This window comes from Corynebacterium sp. HMSC078H07 (genome assembly GCF_001812805.1).
GTDB lineage: Bacteria > Actinomycetota > Actinomycetes > Mycobacteriales > Mycobacteriaceae > Corynebacterium.
The window spans coordinates 65,301-85,477 of sequence record NZ_KV810470.1; the positions used below are offsets into that span (position 1 = coordinate 65,301).

General features: G+C 59.7%; 18 protein-coding genes and 3 tRNA genes. 9 read left to right on the forward strand and 12 right to left on the reverse strand.

The annotated features are described in order from the left end of the window. The first annotated feature begins 37 nt into the window (after positions 1–37). The 4 genes from HMPREF2875_RS05485 (at position 38) to HMPREF2875_RS05500 (ending at position 4,455) form a co-directional block, all read left to right on the forward strand. On the forward strand, positions 38–1,057 hold the full coding sequence (locus HMPREF2875_RS05485) for a 3-isopropylmalate dehydrogenase (RefSeq protein WP_070671035.1): 1,020 nt from the start codon (positions 38–40) through the stop codon (positions 1,055–1,057). A 17-nt stretch (positions 1,058–1,074) separates the two neighbouring features. Then, positions 1,075–2,931, forward strand: a complete 1,857-nt coding sequence (locus HMPREF2875_RS05490) for a DUF294 nucleotidyltransferase-like domain-containing protein (RefSeq protein ID WP_070671037.1) — start codon at positions 1,075–1,077, stop codon at positions 2,929–2,931. Continuing rightward, the gene (locus tag HMPREF2875_RS05495; RefSeq protein WP_070671039.1) at positions 2,932–3,558 is read left to right on the forward strand and encodes an exonuclease domain-containing protein; all 627 of its coding nucleotides are present in this window, start codon (positions 2,932–2,934) and stop codon (positions 3,556–3,558) included. An 87-nt stretch (positions 3,559–3,645) separates the two neighbouring features. Beyond that, entirely contained in the window at positions 3,646–4,455 is an 810-nt protein-coding gene (locus HMPREF2875_RS05500; protein WP_204100171.1) for a fumarylacetoacetate hydrolase family protein, read from the forward strand. A gap of 2 nt (positions 4,456–4,457) precedes the next feature. Here the strand turns inward: HMPREF2875_RS05500 and HMPREF2875_RS05505 are convergent, their stop codons facing one another. The 8 genes from HMPREF2875_RS05505 to HMPREF2875_RS05540 all read right to left on the reverse strand — a co-directional run bounded on the left by HMPREF2875_RS05505 (position 4,458) and on the right by HMPREF2875_RS05540 (position 14,518). After that, complete coding sequence (locus tag HMPREF2875_RS05505; protein ID WP_070671043.1) at positions 4,458–5,561, reverse strand: isochorismate synthase; 1,104 nt, start codon at positions 5,559–5,561, stop codon at positions 4,458–4,460. Between the two features lie 79 nt (positions 5,562–5,640). Then, positions 5,641–6,996, reverse strand: coding sequence for a choice-of-anchor M domain-containing protein (locus HMPREF2875_RS05510; RefSeq protein WP_070671045.1), 1,356 nt, complete (start codon positions 6,994–6,996; stop codon positions 5,641–5,643). Continuing rightward, positions 6,993–7,880 (reverse strand): anchored repeat-type ABC transporter permease subunit, encoded by an 888-nt coding sequence (locus HMPREF2875_RS05515; RefSeq protein ID WP_070671047.1) that lies wholly within the window; start codon positions 7,878–7,880, stop codon positions 6,993–6,995. The genes HMPREF2875_RS05510 and HMPREF2875_RS05515 overlap by 4 nt, the downstream gene beginning before the upstream one ends. Then, complete coding sequence (locus HMPREF2875_RS05520) at positions 7,877–8,605, reverse strand: anchored repeat-type ABC transporter ATP-binding subunit (RefSeq protein ID WP_070671049.1); 729 nt, start codon at positions 8,603–8,605, stop codon at positions 7,877–7,879. Before HMPREF2875_RS05520 ends, HMPREF2875_RS05515 begins: the two co-directional genes overlap by 4 nt. Continuing rightward, entirely contained in the window at positions 8,598–9,515 is a 918-nt protein-coding gene (locus HMPREF2875_RS05525; RefSeq protein ID WP_083311861.1) for a choice-of-anchor M domain-containing protein, read from the reverse strand. The genes HMPREF2875_RS05520 and HMPREF2875_RS05525 overlap by 8 nt, the downstream gene beginning before the upstream one ends. Before the next feature lie 12 nt (positions 9,516–9,527). Beyond that, entirely contained in the window at positions 9,528–11,012 is a 1,485-nt protein-coding gene (locus HMPREF2875_RS05530) for an anchored repeat ABC transporter, substrate-binding protein (RefSeq protein ID WP_070671051.1), read from the reverse strand. Then, positions 11,012–12,106, reverse strand: a complete 1,095-nt coding sequence (locus HMPREF2875_RS05535) for a choice-of-anchor M domain-containing protein (protein ID WP_070671053.1) — start codon at positions 12,104–12,106, stop codon at positions 11,012–11,014. Before HMPREF2875_RS05535 ends, HMPREF2875_RS05530 begins: the two co-directional genes overlap by 1 nt. Positions 12,107–12,121: 15 nt before the next feature. After that, positions 12,122–14,518, reverse strand: coding sequence for a choice-of-anchor M domain-containing protein (locus HMPREF2875_RS05540; RefSeq protein ID WP_070671055.1), 2,397 nt, complete (start codon positions 14,516–14,518; stop codon positions 12,122–12,124). Positions 14,519–14,683: 165 nt separating this feature from the next. Here HMPREF2875_RS05540 and gltX point away from each other — a divergent pair, with 165 nt between their 5' ends. The 4 genes from gltX to HMPREF2875_RS05560 all read left to right on the forward strand — a co-directional run bounded on the left by gltX (position 14,684) and on the right by HMPREF2875_RS05560 (position 17,184). Then, complete coding sequence (gene gltX / locus HMPREF2875_RS05545; RefSeq protein WP_083311862.1) at positions 14,684–16,183, forward strand: glutamate--tRNA ligase; 1,500 nt, start codon at positions 14,684–14,686, stop codon at positions 16,181–16,183. Positions 16,184–16,356: 173 nt separating this feature from the next. Further along, positions 16,357–16,428 (forward strand) — tRNA-Gln (locus tag HMPREF2875_RS05550). A gap of 56 nt (positions 16,429–16,484) precedes the next feature. Beyond that, positions 16,485–16,560: transfer RNA gene (locus HMPREF2875_RS05555), tRNA-Glu, on the forward strand. A gap of 57 nt (positions 16,561–16,617) precedes the next feature. Then, positions 16,618–17,184, forward strand: a complete 567-nt coding sequence (locus HMPREF2875_RS05560; protein WP_070671056.1) for an RBBP9/YdeN family alpha/beta hydrolase — start codon at positions 16,618–16,620, stop codon at positions 17,182–17,184. On the opposite strand, the gene HMPREF2875_RS05565 is transcribed toward HMPREF2875_RS05560, so the two are convergent. Beyond that, positions 17,179–17,508, reverse strand: a complete 330-nt coding sequence (locus HMPREF2875_RS05565; RefSeq protein ID WP_070671058.1) for a transcriptional regulator — start codon at positions 17,506–17,508, stop codon at positions 17,179–17,181. The two genes, HMPREF2875_RS05560 and HMPREF2875_RS05565, sit on opposite strands and share 6 nt — an antisense overlap. Beyond that, positions 17,501–17,905 (reverse strand): hypothetical protein, encoded by a 405-nt coding sequence (locus HMPREF2875_RS05570; RefSeq protein WP_070671060.1) that lies wholly within the window; start codon positions 17,903–17,905, stop codon positions 17,501–17,503. Before HMPREF2875_RS05570 ends, HMPREF2875_RS05565 begins: the two co-directional genes overlap by 8 nt. A 669-nt stretch (positions 17,906–18,574) precedes the next feature. Between HMPREF2875_RS05570 and HMPREF2875_RS05575 the strand changes: the two genes are divergently transcribed. Further along, positions 18,575–18,647: transfer RNA gene (locus tag HMPREF2875_RS05575), tRNA-Glu, on the forward strand. Between the two features lie 64 nt (positions 18,648–18,711). On the opposite strand, the gene HMPREF2875_RS05580 is transcribed toward HMPREF2875_RS05575, so the two are convergent. Then, positions 18,712–19,485 (reverse strand): hypothetical protein, encoded by a 774-nt coding sequence (locus HMPREF2875_RS05580; protein WP_070671062.1) that lies wholly within the window; start codon positions 19,483–19,485, stop codon positions 18,712–18,714. A 106-nt stretch (positions 19,486–19,591) separates the two neighbouring features. Then, a complete protein-coding gene (locus tag HMPREF2875_RS13235) occupies positions 19,592–19,882 on the reverse strand; it encodes a hypothetical protein (protein ID WP_083311863.1) in 291 nt (96 codons plus the stop codon). Positions 19,883–20,177: the final 295 nt, after the last annotated feature.

The window sequence follows — 20,177 nt, forward strand, 5'->3', positions numbered from 1 at the left end:
CACTTGTATCCAACAGGTGAGAAAGGAATCCCGCAATATGAAATTGGCAGTGATTGGCGGCGACGGTATCGGCCCCGAGGTAACCGCGGAGGCGCTTAAGGTTCTTCGCGCCGTGCGCGACGACATTGAGGTTACCGACTACGACCTCGGCGCTCGTCGCTACCTGCGCAATGGCGAGCTTCTCACCGAGGAGGATCTGGCCTCCTTGCGCGAGCACGATGCCATCTTGCTCGGCGCTATCGGCGCCCCTGGTGAGGTTCCGCCGGGTGTACTGGAGCGCGGCCTTCTGCTCAAGATGCGCTTTGCGCTGGATCACCACGTTAACTTGCGCCCGTCCAGGCTCTATCCCACGGCCACCTCGCCGCTAGCGAACCCGGGCGACATCGACTTCGTCGTTGTTCGTGAGGGCACTGAGGGCCTGTACTGCGGCAACGGCGGTACCCTCCGTGAAGGCACGGAGCACGAGGTGGCCTCGGAGGTTTCTCAGAACACCCGCTTTGGTGTGGAGCGAGTTGTGCGCGACGCCTTCGATCGCGCCATGACGCGCCGCAAGCACGTCACCCTCGTGCACAAGACCAATGTTTTAGTCAATGCTGGTGGCTTGTGGCAGCGCACCGTCGATGAGGTTGCTCGGGATTACCCTGAGGTGACGGTGGACTATAACCACATTGATGCCGCCACTATCTACATGGTGACTGACCCGGCACGCTATGACGTCATTGTTACCGATAACCTCTTCGGCGATATCCTCACTGACCTCGCTGGTGCTGTCACCGGTGGCATTGGACTGGCAGCCTCCGGCAACATTGATGCCTCCGGCACCAACCCGTCCATGTTCGAACCTGTCCATGGTTCTGCTCCCGATATCGCGGGCCAGGGTATTGCCGATCCCACCGCCGCCATCCTGTCTGCGGCTATGTTGCTGCGTCATCTTGGCGATGAAGACAATGCGGCGCGTGTGGAAGAAGCAGTCGCGCAGGATGTCTCCTCCCGGGGCGATGAGCCGGTGCGCACTGTTGAGATTGGTGACCGAATCGCCTCCGCACTGGCATCCTAACCCTGTAGTCTTGGCGCATGAGCGTCGAATTAGACGAGGTAGTAAGCTTCCTCGCCCAGCACGAGCCCTTCTCCCACCTGCCGGAGGAGGAGCTCTCCGCCCTGTCCACCCAGCTCAGCATCGTGTACCTGCGCCGAGGGGAGAGACCTGTTCATCGTGGGGAAACTAACGACAAGCTTCACATCATCCGTACGGGCGCCATCGATGTGCTCGGTGAGGATGAGGTCTTGCTGGACCGCCGCGAAGCTGGACTGACCTTTGGGTATTCCACTCTGCAGGGCGAGCCACTCTCCGCCTATGACATGGTCGCGGTGGAGGACAGCCTCATCTTTACCCTGTCGCAGGAGGCTTTCAGCACGCTTGCCCAGCGCAATCCGGATATCGCGCGCTTCTTCTCAGCGCAGTCACGCCAGGTGCGCGCAGCAGCGCGGGAGCTTGCTGACGCCGCCCCGACCGACGTCCTCCGCACGCCCCTTGGCGAGTTGATCCGTACCGATGTCCTGACGTCTTCAGCGGACACCTCGATTGGCCAAGCGGCTCAACTGATGACCGACCGCGGAGTTTCCTCCTTGCTGGTGACACGCACAGACAACCAACTAGAGGGAATTGTGACCGACCGTGACCTGCGCTCACGCGTGATCGCAGCCGGACTCGATCCGACACAGCCGGTGGGGGAGATTATGACCCCCAACCCGCTCACCGTTTCCACGGAGGCGCCCGCCATGGAAGCTCTGCTCCACATGGCGGAGCGCGGCATCCATCATCTTCCGGTCGTTGACGAAGGCCGCCTTCACGGCATTGTTACCCAGTCCGATGTGACACGTTTGCTCCACAATGACCCCGTCTATTTGGCTGCAGATCTGTCACGTCGCAGCAGCCAGCAGGAACTCACCGGTGCGTTTACTGAGGCCACACGGCTGGCAGGTCGTTTCGTGGAACGCGGATCCACTCCTGCGGAGACATCCAGCTTGGTGACCCTCGCTGCGGATGCCGTGGCGCGCCGCCTGTGCACCTTGGCTGAGGAGGAACTGGGTCCGCCGCCGGTGGAGTATGCTTTCGTGGCCGTGGGGTCTCAAGGCCGCCGCGAGATGGCTCTGGCCTCTGATCAGGATAACGCCCTCGTCCTTGCGGATGATTACGACGCTTCTGTTCACGGTGAGTACTTTGCTGCGCTGAGCACCTTTGTGTGCGAAGGCCTCGCTGACGCTGGCCAAGTCTTGTGCCCTGGTGACATGATGGCCAAGACGCCCGAATGGCGTATGACGTGCTCGGAATGGATCGAGACCTTCCGCCGATGGATTCGTGACCCACAGCCGGATGCTTTGCTCAACGCACAAATCTTCTTCGACTTCCGCGTCCTCTATGGCAACGAGCGCCTTGGTCGCCTCGTCCACAATGCTGCCGTGGACATGGGTAAGGGGGCGACCCGGTTGCATGCCCACCTGGCTAGTTTGGCTGCGCGACGAGAGCCACCACTGACATTCTTCCGCGGGCTCGTCGTCGAGCGCGACGGTGATTATGCCAATACTCTCGACATCAAGAAGGGCGGTACGGCGGGCATCGTGCAGATGGGGAGGCTTTTTGCCTTGGCGTCTGGCTCGCCTGTAGTGGATACGCGGCAGCGTCTCCGTGAAGCTGCGGGTGATGCGGTGAGCCGCCAGGGAGCCCAAGAGCTTGTCGACGCCTTCGACTTTCTCCGCGCCCTATCCTTTCAGCACCAAGCCCGCCAATTGCGCGAAGGCGTTCCGCCGGACTACCACATCGATCCAAAGAGCCTCGGCCGCCTTGAGCGCGAGCGCCTGCGTGATGCTTTCCGCGCCATCAAGTCAATGCAGAATGCACTGGCCACCAAGTACCCGGTGAGGAGCATCTAGATGTGGGGGAGATGGAGCCGAACGCGACGCCGCGCTGACTGGGGAGCGCCGGCCTCCTCGACCCCAATCGATGATCTGGCTCTGCTTGCAGTGGATATGGAGACCACAAGCCTCGAACCCCGCACAGGCGACATCGTCTCCATCGGCTGGGTGCCGGTCAATGGCGGAACAATTGACCTCTCTGGTGCCGGATACTACATCGTTCGTGGCGCCCAGGTAGGGGAGGATGCCCACGTGCACATGCTGACCCAAGACATGGTGGACGGTGGCATTGAATTGGAGGAGGCGGCAACACACCTGCGGCAAGCGCTGGAGGGCCGCGCGCTCCTTGCACACTTTGCACACCTCGAAGTGGGGTTTATTGAGACGCTGTCCCAACGGGTCTTTGGTGAGCGCCCGCAGCTGGCCGTCGTTGACACGTTTGCCTTAGAACGACGCCACATGGAGCGCATGGGAACCTACCCGCGCGGAGAAGATCTGCGCCTTGCGCGCGTGCGCCAACGCTATGGCCTGCCGCGATATGGCAGCCACAATGCGCTGAGTGATGCACTCGCCTGTGCTGAGCTGTATGTAGCCCAGCGAGGTAACACCCGCGCTGTCACACTTCGGGAGGTGGCACTGCGTTAGCTTTTCTCCCTAGACGCGAAACATTAACAGGATTTACACCATAGCCTCGATGCGGTGTGAATGATCCTCGCGAGTAGTATGTCCGTTATGCGTTTAGGACGAATTGCCCATACTGAAGGAATCTGTTTCGCCATCATTGATGGTCCAGCTGACGCCCCACTGGAGCAGCTAGTTGCCAAGGAGATCGCTGGTACACCGTTTACCCCGCCCGAGCCCACCGGCCGCGAGTGGCCTCTCAGTGAGGTTCGCCTCTTGGCTCCGACCCTGCCCACGAAGGTTGTGGCCTTGGGTCGTAACTATGCCGACCACGTGGCGGAGGTCTTCAAGGAGTCTGCGGAGCATCTGCCGCCGACCATCTTCATCAAGCCTTCCACCGCTGTCATTGGGCCGGGCGCACCAATTAAGATTCCGGAATTCGCCACCAATGTGGAGTTTGAAGGCGAGCTCGCTGTCGTGATTTCTAAGGTGTCGAAGAACATCGACCCAGAGAACTGGCGCGATCACGTCGTGGGCTACACCATCTGCAATGATGTCTCTTCCCGTGACCTGCAGTTTAAGGACGGTCAGTGGGCACGTGCCAAGGGCATTGACACCTTCTGCCCGCTCGGCCCGTGGATTGAGACGGATTTGGATTGCATCAACCTGGATGATCAGAAGATCAATGCCTACCTGACTCACGATGGCAAGCGTGAGCAGAAGCAGGATTCCAACACGGACCAGATGATCGTGAAGATGGGCGGCATCATCGCCGAAATTTCCCAGTCCTACACCTTGTTGCCGGGCGACGTCATCACGACGGGTTCGCCCGCAGGTACCGCGCCGATGGTTCCGGGCGACACGATTGAAATTGAGATTCCGGGAGTGGGCAGCCTCACTAACCCGATTACCCGCGCGTAGCGCTATAGATTGAGCGCGCGCAGGATGGTGCGCAGCTTCGCCGTGGTTTCTTGGAGTTCAGCCTCGGGATCGGAATCCACGACGATGCCGCCGCCGGCCCATGCGCGTGCCGAGAGACCATCGCCAGCGACCTCCGCGCAGCGGATGGCCACCATGTACTCGCCATCGCCGGAGCTATCACACCATCCCACCGCGCCGGCATAGAAGCCACGGTCAGTCTCGGCAGTTTCGATGAGCGCCTGCGCGGCCTCGGTCGGCGTGCCGCAAATGGCAGGAGTGGGGTACACAAGCTCGGCCAGCTCTAGTGCTGTGATGCTGGGATCATTGAGCGTGCCCGCGATCGGGGTACCCAGGTGCCACATCTCGTTGGTGGAGGTGAGCTGCGGTGAGCTAGGCGCATCGAGGCTCTCACACAGCGGCTGTAGGATGCGGCGAATGTGGTCAACCACAAAGGCGTGTTCGCGCAGATCCTTGGCGGAATTATGGAGGTCTTGACCGGCTACGATGTCGCGTGCGCGGTCAGCATGACGCGGAGCAGAACCCGCGAGGGGGAAGGCCGTTACCGTCGAGCCTTGCTTCTTGATGAGCACCTCCGGGGAGGAACCCACCAGCATTGCGCCTGGGCGTCCTGCAGGGCTGAGGTCGGCGATGAATCCATCGCGGTGCGAGGACAAATCGATAAGGCGTGCCGCCACGAACAGCGGATCCACGGGGGTTAAGAACTCGATATCGACCGCGCGTGCCAGCACGACCTTATCCAGTTTGGACGCTTCAATCGTGGCGATGGCTGCTTCAATGCGGCGCAGGTGTTCTTCGGGTTCCGGATCGAATCCGGTAACGCGAGCTTCGAGCGCGCCACTACGGTAGTAGGCATGCGGCTCCAGCGGCCCATCTTCGCGGATGATGCTCTCAGGCACGGTGAGTGCCGCAGCCTCTCCCTTGTGAAAAGGAAGGGCGCCGACGACCATCTCCGCCTCACCACTGCGCAGTGCGGACACAGCGGCATCTACTTCGTCAAAGGTGGCTACCGATCCTTGGGTACGCACAGACCCCGTCGCACGGGACAGGAGGAAGTCTGGGGCGGTGGAGGGTCTGTGAACACACATGAGGAACAATTCTAGTTCCTTTAACTGTTCCTGCTAAAACGAGATCGGCAGCTATATTTGCGAAGCCTTGCTTGCGAAGCTAGTCACGACGACGAGGCCGGAAGAACTGCACTGCGATAAACAGCCCGATTCCCAGCAAAAGAGACAGCGCTCCCATACCGGCGAGGAACCCCGCCCAGAAGCCCACCATCGGTGCGCCATAGCTCATAGCCTGGATGTTTTCAGCCTGCGGCATGGTATCGCTGTCTTCTCCAGCTGCGCGGTTTTGTGCCGGCTGGGAGTCGCGAGCAGTCTTCTTATCGTCGTCCTTGGGGTTGCGTTCAGAGCGGTCGCGTTGTGCGGAATCTCTCTGTGCCCTTTCTTTGTGGGCTGGTGCGTTGCGCTGTGTTTCCTGGCGCTGTGATGCTGGACGGGGAGCGGCATTGCTGTCTTGCCTCCGGCTAGAATTCCCCTTATTGTCCGATTTTTCTTCCTGCGTCGCCTTGTTCTCTTGCTGTGCTGGTTCCTTGGCCTTGGAGCGCTCCGAGTCGCGAGACTCTCGGCTCCGGCGCGATTCACGCGGAGCTTTCGACTCTGACGGGGAGCCGCCGGTGAGGAAGGCATCGGCTTCCTTGAAGGTCTTGTCCATCGTCTTGTCTAACTGGGCAATAGCCTTCGACGTGTCGTTGATGTCCTTAGCCAGCTGCTGCGGGCGGCTTTTGGCGTTACCGGAACCTGAGCCCTCTGTGCTTCCTGCGGTCGAACCCCAGTCCAGCTGACAGAGCTCGGAAGAATCTGCTCCGTCGACCAGGAAGGGCACGTCGATAGAGTACTCAGAGCCGTCATTGAGCGTGAAGGTGAAGGTTACCGCATAGGCGCCTGGCTCGGTAAAGACGATGCCGGTATGGCTGTGGAAGTGGTCAGGATAGTCCCAGCTCGCATCAGGATTCTCCGAGTCAAACAACACTGTAGGTGCACCGCCCAGCGCGTTCTGGAAACCCACCACGCGCCCACCCTCAGGCCCACTGTGCAGGGTCATCGACAGCGTTGCATCCCGTGCGGTGTCCTCGTCGATGTAACTGGTGTTGAATCCCAGCCAGGGAATGTCCGGGTCTTGAGTTTGAGGAATCTGCCATCCGCGGGAGGGAATGTCCGCGCCGGCGGAATCTTCGAAGGCTGCGTTCGATCCCACCTCGACGTAGAAATCGCCCGAGGAATAGTCACGCCCGGATTCATCGTCGCGGGCAACGAAGTCTAGATCACCGCTATTGCCTATAAGCGCCAAGTCTTGGTGCCCACGGGTAAAGGCGTGCTGCGAATCGGCATCGCACGTGGAGTTGTCTTCGGCAGAGTCAGCAGCCCAGGCCAGTGGGGAAGCAGCAACACAGAGCGGAGTTGCGAGCGTCAAGGCCGCGGCGGTGGTGAGGGTCAATGGGCGGATGATGAAGCGGTTCATGCGGACAGGGACTCCTTAGGTTGAGGGGTAAGAGCAGTAGTGCGGCGGGAACTCAGGAAGGGAGATGCTACCCATGCCACGAGGAAGCACGCGGTGAGCAGCAAAACGATGGTGGCTCCGGCGGGAAGGTCAATGGCCCACGCCAGGTAGATTCCGATAAAACTGCCCAGTGAACCAATGAGCGCAGAGCTCAGCATCATCGTTCCTAGTGAGTCGCAGAGCAGGCGTGCCGTGGCAGCCGGTGTAATGAGCAGGGCGAGAACGAGGATGTTGCCAATCGTTCCGACCGAAATCACTACCGCGCCCGTCACGCACAAGTAGAGCACAATATCCAGAGCGAAGACCGGCAGGCCCATGGCGCGAGCGGTCTCTTTGTCCAAGCACGTCGCGGTGAGCTGTGGGCCGAGAAGGACGATGACACCCACGATGAGCACGGTGACAACGAGTGCCGTGTAGAGGTCCGTGCGGGATACACCGGTCAGTGAGCCGAAGAGGAAGCTGGTCAGGGATGCCGTATAGCCTTCCACACGGGAGATGATCACCATGCCGAGTGCAAAGGACGCGGCAAAGAAAATGCCGATGACCGAATCTTCCCGCACTGTGCGGCGCTGTGAGAAACACGCAATGAGTAGGGCCACCGTACAGCCAGCCACGGCACCGCCTATAAGGACAGAACCTTGGAGCACGAAGGCTATGGCCAGCCCTGGGAAGACAGCGTGGGAGACGGCATCACCGATAAATGCCATGCCGCGGAGGACTACATAGCACCCCACCACACCACACACGATGGCAGCAAGGATGGAGATACCCACCGCGCGGGCTAGGAAGTCCAAGTTCGGGTTGACGAGGTCGTGGAAGAACTCGAACAGTGAAATGTCGATCATGCTGCCACCCCAATCGCGGACAACAGCGGCGACGAGGTCGACACACCGAAGGTATCGCTCCACGGCTCGGGGCGCAGGCGAAGCTCCGCAGCAGGACCGTCGGCCACAATGCCCCGGTTAAAGAGCACAAGGCGTGAGCAGGAGTGGGCCGCCTCAGAGAGATTGTGCGTAGACATGACCACGCTGGTGCCCTGCGCGGTGAGCTCGTCAAAGAGGTACAACAGCTCTTCGGTGTTGGGGGCGTCGAGGCCGGTAAAAGGTTCGTCGAGAAGCAGCACCTCCGGTTCGGTGGCCAGGGCGCGCGCGATGAGAACGCGCTGGCGCTGGCCGCCGGAAAGCTGCGCGATGGGACGCCGAGCGAACTCTTCTAGGTTGGTGAGTTCAATCGCGCGGCGCGTTGCCTCCTTGTCCGCACGGCGGGGTCGGCGCAGCCAGCCCACGAGCCCCGTGCGTCCGCTGAGTACGGCTTTAGCCACCGAGATGGGAAAGTCCCACTCCACGTCATGGCGTTGGGGCACGTAGCCCAGCGAGGTGGTGACGTCAATCGTGCCAGTGGATGGAACGAGGCCCAATATAGCGCGCAACAGTGTGGTCTTACCGGCACCATTGGGCCCCAGCAGTCCGATAAACTCGCCCGGGTTGACAGCCAGGCAGGCGTTCTCAATTACGCGACGGCCCGCCAGAGTGACGCTTAAGTCTTCTACGGAAATGAGGGGACTAGTCACGTCGGCCACCCTTCGTGCGTGAAGCGGCGATGAGAGCAGCTACGAGCACAAGCACACCAAGGCCCGCAAGAGCCCATACCCACACTGGAACGGCACCGGGGGAGGAAGATTCGTTCGCATTCATGGCCGCAGCAGAGTCATCCCACTCGGTTGCCTGTGCTTCAGCCACGTCGGTGTCGTTGCCCACCGCGAACGTCAATGTGGCCTCCGCAGAAACCTCAGAACCAGCGCTATCGCCAGAGCCCTCGCCCGTCATGCGTACTCGCACTTGGTGGATACCGGACTCGGTGAATACCCAGTTGGCGTGGGTATGCGTGCCCAAGTCCACCCAGAAACCCTCGGTGGAAGCGTCGGCAGTGGACCACAGCAGCTGCGGTGGTTCAAAGCCGCCATTTTGTAGGAAGAGGGAGAAATCACCTGGCCCTTGGTGTCCGATGAACTCCATGGTGAGGCCTCGGTCAACGTTCTCGTTGAGCGACGGCGCTTGCGTATTCCACCCCAGCCACGGAACGTCGGCTTGTTCGGTCTGGGGAACTACCCAGACGTGAGAACCTGGGTCTGCGCCAACAAAGGAAAAGGCTTCGTCCTCCGGCAGAGTAAGTTGGGCATCGTCGCTGACATCAAAGACAACGTCATCGAGCTCGCGCCAGACTGGCTTCTCGGCCGAATCATCGCGGGCTAGAAAGTTCGCCTGCCCGTCAATGACCTGCAGACCTAGATCCACGTGGCCGTGGTCGATAGTGGTCTCGGTACCGGGTGCAGCGACGTCTTCGTCGGCGCTGACAACCTGCGCCAGATCTCCAGCCCAGGCGGCGGATGGGGCAATCGCTAGGCATGCAGCGGTTAGCGTTGCTGCCAGCGCTGTCATGAGACGCGGGGCATAGCGTGAACGGGTAACGGTAATGGTCATTTCTTATTTCCTTTATGAGAGACAGCGGTTGAGTGACTCGGCGTTAAATCGCATGAGGTCGAGGTAAGTGGGGACAGCGTCATCGAGAGTGTCGCCGTAAATGGGGCACACCGCAATCCCTAGGGAGTGCGCGGCTTCTCTGATGACATCGGTGCTGGCCTGTTGCGTGGGCTCGATGAAGACAGCGGGCAGCTGTAGGTTCTCCAAGGTTCGGCGCAAGGCAATGACGTCGCGCGGTGAAGGCTCGATGGCGGGGTTCGGGGTGACAAATCCGGCGATGTCAATGCCATAGCCTTGCTCGAGGTAGGCGTAGCCGTGGTGTGGGGTCACCAAGTGGCGGCGGCGCTCAGGAATAGCAGTCAGAAGGTCACGGACATAAGAGTCCGTATCTCGCAGCTTCTCGGCATATTCTTGGGCCCGGGCGCGGTATTCGGCGCCATGCGAAGGATCCGCCAGGGCAAGCTGGTCGGCGATAACTTCGGCGTAGGCAATGACATTCTTAGCGTTGTGCCACAGGTGTGGGTCGACTTCACCGTGGATGTGCTTGCCCAGCACTGCTTGGGGGAGCAGGTAGGTCTCGCCGCCGGGCCGACCGAGGAAGCGGTAGGAGGGATCCGGGGGAATTTCTTGCAAGGTCGAGGACGGGACACTGAGTGCTGTGGTGGCGGGGTCAAAGCGTTCACCCTGATCTTCAAGGCCCAGCTTGCCTGTGCCCAAGTCCGCGGTGATGTCGACGTGGCCCTCACTCAGTGAGTGCATCCCCTCCGGTGGCGTAACGCCAACGGCGACCGTGATGACTTGTGATGCCGAGTCCGTTGCGCCGAAGGTCAGGCGGTAAATGCCGGGCTTGCTGAATGCCCATGAGACATGGGTATGAGCGTTGGCTGGCAGCGTGGTGGAATCTTCGCGCTCGCTGACACCATCGGCTGTGTTGAACAACGGTTCTGGGGTACCGAAAGTGGAGACCACGTAGGCGGCCACATCACCGGGACCTGTGGCGTCGAGGAGCTGCATTGTGACACTGTTGCGCCCGGCAGGTGCGTTGCGCACGCGCAGACCCAGCCAGATGGCATCCAGTGCCACATTTTCCACCAGCGGCACGAGCGTGGCGCCGCGCGTCGACGCTTGGTCCGCTACCTCCGTCACGGGAACGTCGGAGGATTCGTTCATGGATTTCATGAGGTTCTGCGGCTCCAGGAGCAGGCCGTTGGACAGCAAAACATCGGCGGTGGCGATATCCCTGACGGTGCGCAGGCTCGGCTCGAAGGTGTGTGGGTCCTTGCCTGCAGGAATCAGCGTGGTCACCTGGGCGTCGGGTCCGGCGATGTGCTTGGCGACGTCCCCCAGAATCGGCGTCGTCGCCACCACCTTCATGCCCCCATCGGAAGCATTATCGCCGACAGCGGTGCTCGCGCAGCTGGTAAGTACTGCTGCCACTGTGGTTAGCGTGATGAGCAGAGCTCCGCGGCGCGCTGCTCGTAGAGTTGCCAAGGGCATCAGTCGCGGCCCCTCGCCAACGCTAGGCGTGCTACAGCCAGGCCGAGAACCAGCATTCCGAGGCCCAAGATTCCGATACCCCACGGCAGGAGGCTCTGTCCGCTGTCGTAGTAGCCGGTAGCGGCCACGGTGTCGACATTCTCAGCAGAAGGACTCGTGTGTGCAGTGCGCTCAGCTCTGCGCTCCTTGCGATCCTTTCGATCAGTGCGCTCTTTCCGGTTCGACCTGTCTTTGGTTTCCTTAGGCTTATGAGTGCCTTTGGCGCTCGCTGCTGCTGCAGGACCATTGGCCACGCCGGGGGCGCTGCCAGAACTCACGTGGGATTCGCCACCGGCATCAGAAGGGGACTGGGGGTTGGGGGAGGCGTCGCCAAGCACAGCGTCGTCACTGTCACCAGTGTCACCGGTGTCGTCAGTACTGTGCTCAGCATCATCCGCATCCTGCGGTGCCATCTCGCCGTCACCGACGTCCCACGTGTAGGTCACCTGGTTGCTGGCATCGCCATTAGAGACCGCCTGAACTGTCATGGTGTAGATACCAGGATCCGTAAACGCCCAGTTGACGTGGCGGTGCGCCGGGTAAGCCTGGTTGATGACATCACCGCTGACCAGGTCCAGTGCGCCTTCCACTGTAACCGGCTGAATGTCGCCGAAGCCAGCGGTTTCGAAGACGAAGATGTCTCCAGGTCCGGTGACTTCAACGAACTCAAGGTCAACGTCCTTGTACCCTGCGGACTGCGCTGGCTGGGTATCCCATCCCGGCCACAGAAGCGAGCTGTCCTGGGTCTGCGGCAGGTAGTAGGTGGGAGTTCCGATGCCGTCGATACGCTCAGTGGCGTCGTTCCATGCTTCCTCGGTGACCTTGAGGGTGACATCGTTGCCGGGGTGGACAACACCACTGCCGGTGATGTCCTCCTTTAAGGACAACGTGAGTTCGCCATCCGGGGCGGTGACGTAGAAAGCATCGACGTGGCCGGAATCGAAGACCTCCCCTTCTGCAAGGGCCGTGGGCACCGGGGAAGCCATGAGCATGAGGGATAGTGAGGCCGTTGCCGCCACGGGGGCGGCAGCCGTGCGGTGAGAGATAAAGTTCACGGTGAAACTCCTTATCTAGCGGCGAAAGAGCCCGTTGAGACGGGCCGTGATGTCCTGGCGGTGGTCGTTGTAGAAGTTGAGGAAGCCTTGGAAGACGATGGCGAGAACAACAGGAAGTACGAGGCCCCACAGTCCTTGGAGCTTCGGCTTCGAGGACTTCATGTCCTTTGAGGAAGCATCGGGCTTGCTGGAGTTTTCTGGCTTCTTGCCGTCACCCGTGGAGCCGCCTTGGCCCTTGGAACCGCCCTCGTCTTTGGAGCCACCCTGGTCTTTGGAACCACCCTCGCCCTTTGCGCTCACACAGTCCTTAATCGCGGCGTCGCCAGCGGCCACGGTGAGCGCCTGGGGCGCAGACGTGATGTCTTTGCCGTCCTTCGTGGTGGCGGTGTAGGTGATCTCGAGTTTGTAGATGCCCGGCTTGGTGAACGCCCAGTTGGTGTGCGTATGAGAAGCGAAGGTGGTCTCAATGGAATAGTCACCCTCAGCGGAATTCACCAGTGGGGTAAAGGACTTGCCAAGGCCCTCGGTAGTAAAGAGACCAACATTGCCGCCTTCCGGCATGTCGGTGGGCTTGATGTTGAGCGTCACCGTGCCGTCTTTGTAATCGTCATAATTCAGGCTCTGGGTGTTGTAACCGGGCCAGATGATGCCTTGCTCTTGAGTCTGCGGCAGCAGGTAGAACTTGTCCTCGCCCAAGTAATCAAACTCCTTGCCCTTGAGAACCTCTGGGCGCGCACGCAAAGCGTTGTCGTGGATGGCAAGGACGACGTCATCGAGCGGGCGCTCAACGGTCTTCTTGTCCACGATGGCGGTTTCATCCTTGAGACGCGCGGCGAAGGAGTCGCCGTCACGGGCGGCTGTGATGTCGACGTGGCCGTGGTCCAGAATCTTCTTGTTTGCGCAGACTCCGCTGCGGGGGCTGGAACCAGGTGTGGCATCTCCCTTGTCGCCCGGTGTCGTTTCCGGCGCGGTGGATTCCTTGCCGAGTTCACCGGTAGCTTCGTAGTTTTGACCGAAGTCAAAGGAATCCGTCAGGGTAATGGAGCCGGAATTCTGCGTCACCGTCGGGTGCGGGAGGATATCGAGCCGAACCTTGTTGCCGTTGAAGTTCTTGTCGGCACCAACGACAAACTCGGCGCGGCCGCCCGTGATGACACCGTCGAAAGGAATGTCGGCGTAGTCGCTGTCCCCGCTGAAGAATCCTCCGTGGACATAACCGTCGAGCTTCTTATCGGCAGCCTCAACGATGATGCGCGTAGCATCATCACCTTCAGGGACTGCGCGAGCGGTGATACTCGGATCTGACACGGAGATTTCCTCACCGGAGGAAAGCTCGCGAGGGTTGGAGGTCTCGGTCCAGGAATCGGCGGATTTCTTGGATGATGTGCTGAGCTTCGCGCCCTCGGCGTAGTCGAGCTCCTCAGATACCCAGCGAGGTGAGTCGTCCTCCGGGGTGTAGACGGCTTGGATCTTTGAGGCCTCGGGGCCGAGGAACTCATCAAAGTGAGCTTTGCCGTCAGTGACGGGGAGGTCGGTGAGGAAGTAGCCGTCGATAAGCAGTGTCAGGGTACCGTTCGTGCCGCCGGAGAAGTCGATGGAGGAGAGGTTCTCATCGCCATCCTTCTCCTTGTCCTTCTTCGGAGCGATGGTGAGCTGGTAATCCTTGGCGGAGGCGTCACCGCTCGATGCCGCGTCAAAGCGCTCGCGCAAAGACGGCGTGGCCTCATTGAGCGGGCGTTCGCCGCCGACCTGGATAGACGTGGTGACCGGCTCGGAGGCAATGAGCTTGCCATTCTTGTCTCGGGCGGTGGTTCGGTAGGTGAGCTCGTAGCGGCCGGGCTTGGAAAAGACCGTGTAATTGTGAGTGTGCGTGCCGCTGGTCAGCCATGCGGAATGCGGGGCACCTTCAGTGGTGCCAAAGAAGCGCTGCAGGCCGCCGGGGCCGGGGTAGTAGCCAAACATTTCGACCTCGCCTGGGCCATCGACGCTGAGAAGGTCGAGAGAGGCGATATTGTCGCGGAAGTCGTCGACGGGCAGCTCAGTGTCCGCACCGAAACCCATCCAGACCGGATCGAGGGTGCCGTTCACGCTAGCGGGGGCCATGTAGTAGGTCTTTCCAGCCTGACCTGTGAAGGAAAGGGCAGGATCCTCGGGGACAGTGAACTGGTATTGGTTCTTGCCGTTTTGGCCCCAGCCTTTGCCTACCCATGCCACAGTCTCGTCGAGTGCATGATCAGCATCCGTCGAGTGAGATTTTAGAGTGAGGGAATTGTTCTCCCAGAACGACTTTGGTGAGTCGATGTGGGTTTGTGTGGCCACGTGCTTGCCGTCGTCAGGGCCAGCGAGCGCAGGTACGGGGGAGGCAAGGAGGGTGGCGCAGGTAAGAAGCGCCACAGTGCGGAGTCGTGCCACGGTGGAGTGAAACCTTTCTTGAGTTCTAGTGGGAGATTTTCACTATAAGTAATGATTATCATTCCCTATAGTGTTGTTGGAAAATCCCTGCATGCAATTAGTGGAAACTGCTTTCATCTACCCCCAAGTGGGGCGGGCGGTGCACGACAGATGGGCTGAACTACGATGGGGAACATGACTGAGAAAACTTCCGACGTCCGCGTACGTTTCTGCCCTTCACCGACTGGCACGCCCCACGTGGGCATGGTCCGCACGGCCCTGTTCAACTGGGCTTATGCCCGGCACACTGGGGGCAAGCTCATCTTCCGCATCGAGGACACTGATGCCGCTCGCGACTCCGAGGAGTCCTACCAGGCCATCATTGACTCCCTGACCTGGCTCGGCTTGGGTTGGGACGAAGGTGTCAACGTTGGTGGCCCTGATGAGCCCTACCGCCAGTCCCAACGTATGGATATCTACGCCGATGTCCTGCAGAAGCTCAAGGATGGCGGATACGTCTACCCGGCATACTCCACCAACGAGGAGGTCCAGGAGCGCCACAAGGCGGCCGGCCGCGACCCGCAGCTGGGCTACGACAACTTTGACCGCGACCTCACCCAGGATCAGATTGATGCTTTTGAGGCGGAAGGGCGCAAACCGGTGTGGCGTTTGCGCATGCCGGATAAGGATTGGTCCTGGACGGACCTGGTTCGCGGCGACATGACCTTCAAGTCGGAGACTCAGCCAGACTATGTCGTGGCTCGCTCCAATGGTGCCCCGCTCTACACCTTGGTTAATCCGGTTGATGACGCGCTGATGGGCGTGACCCACGTCCTGCGTGGCGAGGATCTGCTGTCCTCCACGCCGCGCCAGCTTGCCCTCTATGAGGCACTTACCGAGCTGGGGATTGCTAAGCAGACTCCGGAGTTTGGCCACCTGCCCTTCGTGATGGGTGAGGGCAACAAGAAGCTGTCTAAGCGTGACCCGCAATCCAACCTGTTTAATCACCGTGACAACGGCATCATCCCGGAGGGCATGCTCAATTACCTGTCCCTTCTGGGCTGGTCGCTGTCTGCGGATCAGGATATCTTCTCGGTGGATGAGCTCATTGCCAACTTCGATGTGCATGACGTGCTGGGCAACCCGGCTCGCTTCGACCAGAAGAAGTTGGAGGCCATCAACGCCGATCATATTCGTCTGCTCAAGCCGGAAGACTTTGCGCAGCGCCTTCGTGAGTACCTGAGCGAGTACACCGACTTCCCGGCAGATTACCCGGAGGAGAAGTTCACTTTCGCTGCTGACCTGGTACAGACCCGCATCAAGACCCTTTCGGATGCCTACGGCCTCATGTCCTTCCTCACCACTCCGGATGCGGAGTTGAAGCTCGATGAGAAGGCCGCGAAGAAGAATCTTAAGGATGACGCCGTGCAGCCGCTCGAGGTCTCTATTGCCAAGCTGGAAGAGCTCGGGGAGTGGAAGACTGAGGAGATTGAGAAGGTTCTCTCCGCCGCGCTTATCGACGACCTCGGGCTCAAACCCCGCAAGGCCTACGGTGCCCTGCGTGTAGCCATCTCCGGTCAGCAGGTTTCCCCGCCGCTGTTTGAGTCCATGGAGCTGCTGGGCAAGGAGTCCACCTTGGCGCGCCTTAAGGCGGCACAGGCCGTTACGCCGTGGAGCGCTGAGTAACAGCACGGAAGCAGTCTCACAGGGCTGTAATTTCGGGGCGTTAGGGTTACGACCCAGCGCCCCGAAATTGTCCTCTAGCCTGGCGATTTGTGTGGATCGGGTGTGCTGGATATAGTTATAAACCGTTGCAGCGAGCGGCGAGGGGAGATTCCCAAGTACGTTCACCGCAATAATGGCCTATGGTGTAATTGGCAACACAACGGTTTCTGGTACCGTCATTCTAGGTTCGAGTCCTGGTAGGCCAGCAGTGATAGCGATTTAACGCAGTAACTCGCGTCAAACTATGTTGTCACAGTTCTATGCCCCGTTCGTCTAGCGGCCTAGGACGCCGGCCTCTCACGCCGGTAACACGGGTTCAAATCCCGTACGGGGTACCACTTAAGGAGTGGCAAGCATCAGGTGCTTGCCACTCTTTTTCTCTATGATTGTCAACCATGCACTTCTACATCGTTCATGGATACCAAGCCAGTCCTGATAGCCATTGGTTCCCATGGCTCGAGCAACGCCTGACCGCCGATGGGCAACACGCTGTTCATACCATTGCGTTGCCAGACCCGAATGCGCCGACGCTCGATGAGTGGGTTGAGGCAATACGCCGCGATATCGGCCGCCCAAATGCTGATACCTGCGTCATTACGCATAGCCTAGGCGGCATCGCCCTGCTGCACTATCTCACGGCATTAGAAGGCGAGTGGGAGCTTCCCGGTCTCTTTATCGTCTCTGGGTTCGTGGAAAAGCTTCGCGTTATTCCAGAACTCGACGAGTTCATTGGCCAAGCACATGTCGACCTGTCTGCTATCAAGCCCCACATTGCTCATTCAGAGGTCTTCCTGTCCACTGACGATATCCTCGTGGACCCAGACTTAACGCAGCAGCTTGCCGACGCCCTCTCGGCCACCCCCATCATCATCCACGATGCTGGGCATTTCCTCGAAAGCGACGGCTATACCGAGTTTCCACAGTTGGAGGAGCGCCTCACGCAGTGGCTGCGCGGTCTATAGGCCCTTGGTCATTGCTTTGAGTGCCTCCACGTGCTGTGTGTAGGCCCGAGTCCCTGCCTCAGTAAGCGTGACCCACACGGTATCCTTCGCGCGCGTGGAGCCGTACTCGCGCGTACGGCTTACGTACCCGTTGTTCTCGAGATGCTTCAACTGCTTCGACAGCGTATCGGCGGGAAGTTCCGTGAGGTCAGCAAGCAGACTGTACTTCATCTGAAGGCCGGCAGTTGCGCCTGCGGAGAATAGCGTGGCGCAGATTTTGAGCCGATTAATGGGATGGATGATTGGATCCAGTTCGGCTGGACGGTGCGTAGATTCCTTAGGCATTGACGCCCTTGACGGCGGCATTACGGTTCTCATACAGCATCCACGCCGTTGCCGCAGAGACAATTGCGCCGCAGACCACCATCCACGGCCATGAGTCCGGAGTTGGGGTGGTGGACATGATCATTGCACCGGGCAGCAGTACCCGTGACCAGGTCGCGCGGTTGTTACTTGGCCCCATATTCGGATCGGGGCGCACGAATGGGTTCGCAATCTTGTCCTTGAGGAGATAGCCCAGAATAAAGGTCGGTACGAGAACTGCGAGGCCGTACCACCATGACAGTTTGGTTAGCGCGAGACCGCCGCCGATGCCGAGCGCGACAAGCGCAACCGCCCACGGACTTTGAGTCCAGGCGGTGCGTTTTTGGGCTTCCTCAATGACTTTTAGATCGTCGTTCAATGCTCAACTCCCTTACTTGCAACTAGTGCAAAACTAACACTTGCAAGTAGTGCAAGTAAAGGGATGTAGTGAGAAGCATTGACAGGAAAGATGGGGGAGCTTCTCTTGGCTTAGGAGGGCAGTGGTCTTGTTGTGCCCCATACCGGTGAGGGGAGAGCCTAGGTTCAAGGGAACTGAATTTAAGGACCAGGGGGCAAACCAGTGTCCAATTGGTCTAAGTGCTTTCGGTGTGCGTGCGCCGGGCTTACACTGCAGGTACAGGACATTCCCGGAAGAAAGGAGAGCGGATGGCGGAAGCTGAAAATCATCACTATCGCCGACGCGACTCTAGCAGATAGTACGAGGCGGCATCGCCATAATCCATAACTTCTTAAAGCCAACTCTCGAGCGAAGTAGGAGCCTTGCACCACATGCTGTTAGCGCACGTGTCCTCCCGAACCTCCAGCGTTGCACACTAGTGTTCCGGCCTTAGCTGCCCACGGTAAGCCAGCGGAATAACCACTGATTCGATCCGCACCCAGGCCGAGAGAATTCAAGTAGTCACCGCAGCCACAACAGGGCAACGAGGTTCGGGATTTTATCTGTTTATAAGTGTATTTACCTGCCGATTTGTGCAATCTTTCGGAGATCCTATAGTGTTTAGCAGGTCCGCAACGGACAGCTAAACGAGCCCCGTTCGTCTAGCGGCCTAGGACGCCGGCCTCTCACGCCGGTAACACGGGTTCAAATCCCGTACGGGGTACAACGAAAAGCGCTAAGCCATTCCTATGGCTTAGCGCTTTTTTGCTTTCGCGACTTCTAGGGTTCTAGACAATCATGATTTCGGCGTTGTTGCCGCCGGTACAGCGGATGATCTCGCGATCGTCGGTCCTGCAGGCAAGGTTGTAAGTTTGATGGGTCACCGGACTGGTGACGGAAATCTGTGGTGGAACGTATCCGCGAAGGTCTTCCAAAGAGCTGGTAGTAAGACTCATGAGGTGGCCAGCGGTCGAGCGGGCAAAATCGCAGCTGGTATTTGGTCCTGCAAGGACGTAGGTGATGTTGTAGCCATCACCTGTCTGGCACATCGTGGCGGGGGTGCCGAACACATCGACTTTGGCGCCGTTAATCTGGTTCTCTGGTAGCTGCTCGTGTATGTGGTTGAGGGAACCAATACGAGCGGATTCAATCGTTTTCCGGCTTCCAGGTGGCATGACATACTGTCCGGGCTCTACTCCCTGGAGGTGGGGAGGTGTAGTCTGTGGAGCCTGCTGCTGGGCTGCTTGGGGTTGTTGTGCGCCCTGCTGCTGCGCAGCTTGCGGCTGAGCGCCTGCTTGTCCTTCTGGTGCGGAGCCACCCGGAATGGTGGGCTCAGGGCCTGCAGGTACCTCGACGTGGGAATCGTCGTTAAGCGGCTTGAAAGCTGGGTAGGTGTTCTTGAATGAAGGCTCTGCTGCCTCGGAGGTGGCTGGGGCAGTGGTTGGGGCGGCGGTCTCGGTGGTGGTAGAGGAGCAGCCAGTTGCGAGGAGGCCCGCGGTGGCTACGGCGGTCAGTGCCGTGAGGAATCGGCGTGCGGAGGAAGGGGTCTGTGAGGAAGTCATGGCCCCACACTAACGCCTGCCTAGCCATATGGTGTGGGAAAACGGGGAACGCTGCCCTGCTCAGTGAAGTGCTGTAGCCGGGCAGCGTGTGGAAAGTGGTTGGGATTTAGTGATCGTCCCAGTGTCCGTCGTGGGCGGCGTGGCGGTGGCCATCGTGCAGGTAGTCCACGTGATCGCCGTGCGGGACGGCGACGTGGCCGCAGCCCTCGCCGTGCTCGTGGTCGTGGTCCTCGTGAACGTGGTGCTCAGACGTCTCGCACTCATCCCAGTGGCCCTCGTGCTCACGGTGGATGTGGCCGTCGTGAACGTAGTCGGTGTGATCGCCATGCTGGAAAGCAACGTGGCCGCAGCCTTCGCCGTGGGTGTGGGCGTGCTCTTCGTGGATGGTGTGGGTCATGACTTCTCCTTCATGAACGTGGGGGTTTCAATCCATTTTCATTTAACTGCGTTTTCATTAGAGTTTCAATAGCGGGGGTATCGGGGGTGCTACAGTAAGTGCATGACGACGAAACTTACGCGTAGCCTGGCCGCTGTTGCGAGTGCTTTTGCTGTGTCGATGGTGCCATGGGTGGCACCAGTTGCGACCGCTACTGCCACGGTTCAGATCACGCAGGGGCAGAAAGTTATCACCTCGGACGGCGCGGAATGCAGTGTCGGCTATGTTGAGCCAACTCGCGCTTGGACTTCGGCCC

Bases quoted from the DNA above. Each gene is read 5' to 3' on its own strand.
- HMPREF2875_RS05485 (WP_070671035.1), top strand. From the start codon at position 38: ATGAAATTGGCAGTGATTGGCGGCGACGGTATCGGCCCCGAGGTAACC.
- HMPREF2875_RS05490 (WP_070671037.1), top strand. From the start codon at position 1,075: ATGAGCGTCGAATTAGACGAGGTAGTAAGCTTCCTCGCCCAGCACGAG.
- HMPREF2875_RS05495 (WP_070671039.1), top strand. From the start codon at position 2,932: ATGTGGGGGAGATGGAGCCGAACGCGACGCCGCGCTGACTGGGGAGCG.
- HMPREF2875_RS05500 (WP_204100171.1), top strand. From the start codon at position 3,646: ATGCGTTTAGGACGAATTGCCCATACTGAAGGAATCTGTTTCGCCATC.
- HMPREF2875_RS05505 (WP_070671043.1), bottom strand. From the start codon at position 5,561: ATGTGTGTTCACAGACCCTCCACCGCCCCAGACTTCCTCCTGTCCCGT.
- HMPREF2875_RS05510 (WP_070671045.1), bottom strand. From the start codon at position 6,996: ATGAACCGCTTCATCATCCGCCCATTGACCCTCACCACCGCCGCGGCC.
- HMPREF2875_RS05515 (WP_070671047.1), bottom strand. From the start codon at position 7,880: ATGATCGACATTTCACTGTTCGAGTTCTTCCACGACCTCGTCAACCCG.
- HMPREF2875_RS05525 (WP_083311861.1), bottom strand. From the start codon at position 9,515: ATGACCATTACCGTTACCCGTTCACGCTATGCCCCGCGTCTCATGACA.
- HMPREF2875_RS05530 (WP_070671051.1), bottom strand. From the start codon at position 11,012: ATGCCCTTGGCAACTCTACGAGCAGCGCGCCGCGGAGCTCTGCTCATC.
- gltX (WP_083311862.1), top strand. From the start codon at position 14,684: ATGGGGAACATGACTGAGAAAACTTCCGACGTCCGCGTACGTTTCTGC.
- HMPREF2875_RS05560 (WP_070671056.1), top strand. From the start codon at position 16,618: ATGCACTTCTACATCGTTCATGGATACCAAGCCAGTCCTGATAGCCAT.
- HMPREF2875_RS05565 (WP_070671058.1), bottom strand. From the start codon at position 17,508: ATGCCTAAGGAATCTACGCACCGTCCAGCCGAACTGGATCCAATCATC.
- HMPREF2875_RS05580 (WP_070671062.1), bottom strand. From the start codon at position 19,485: ATGACTTCCTCACAGACCCCTTCCTCCGCACGCCGATTCCTCACGGCA.
- HMPREF2875_RS13235 (WP_083311863.1), bottom strand. From the start codon at position 19,882: ATGACCCACACCATCCACGAAGAGCACGCCCACACCCACGGCGAAGGC.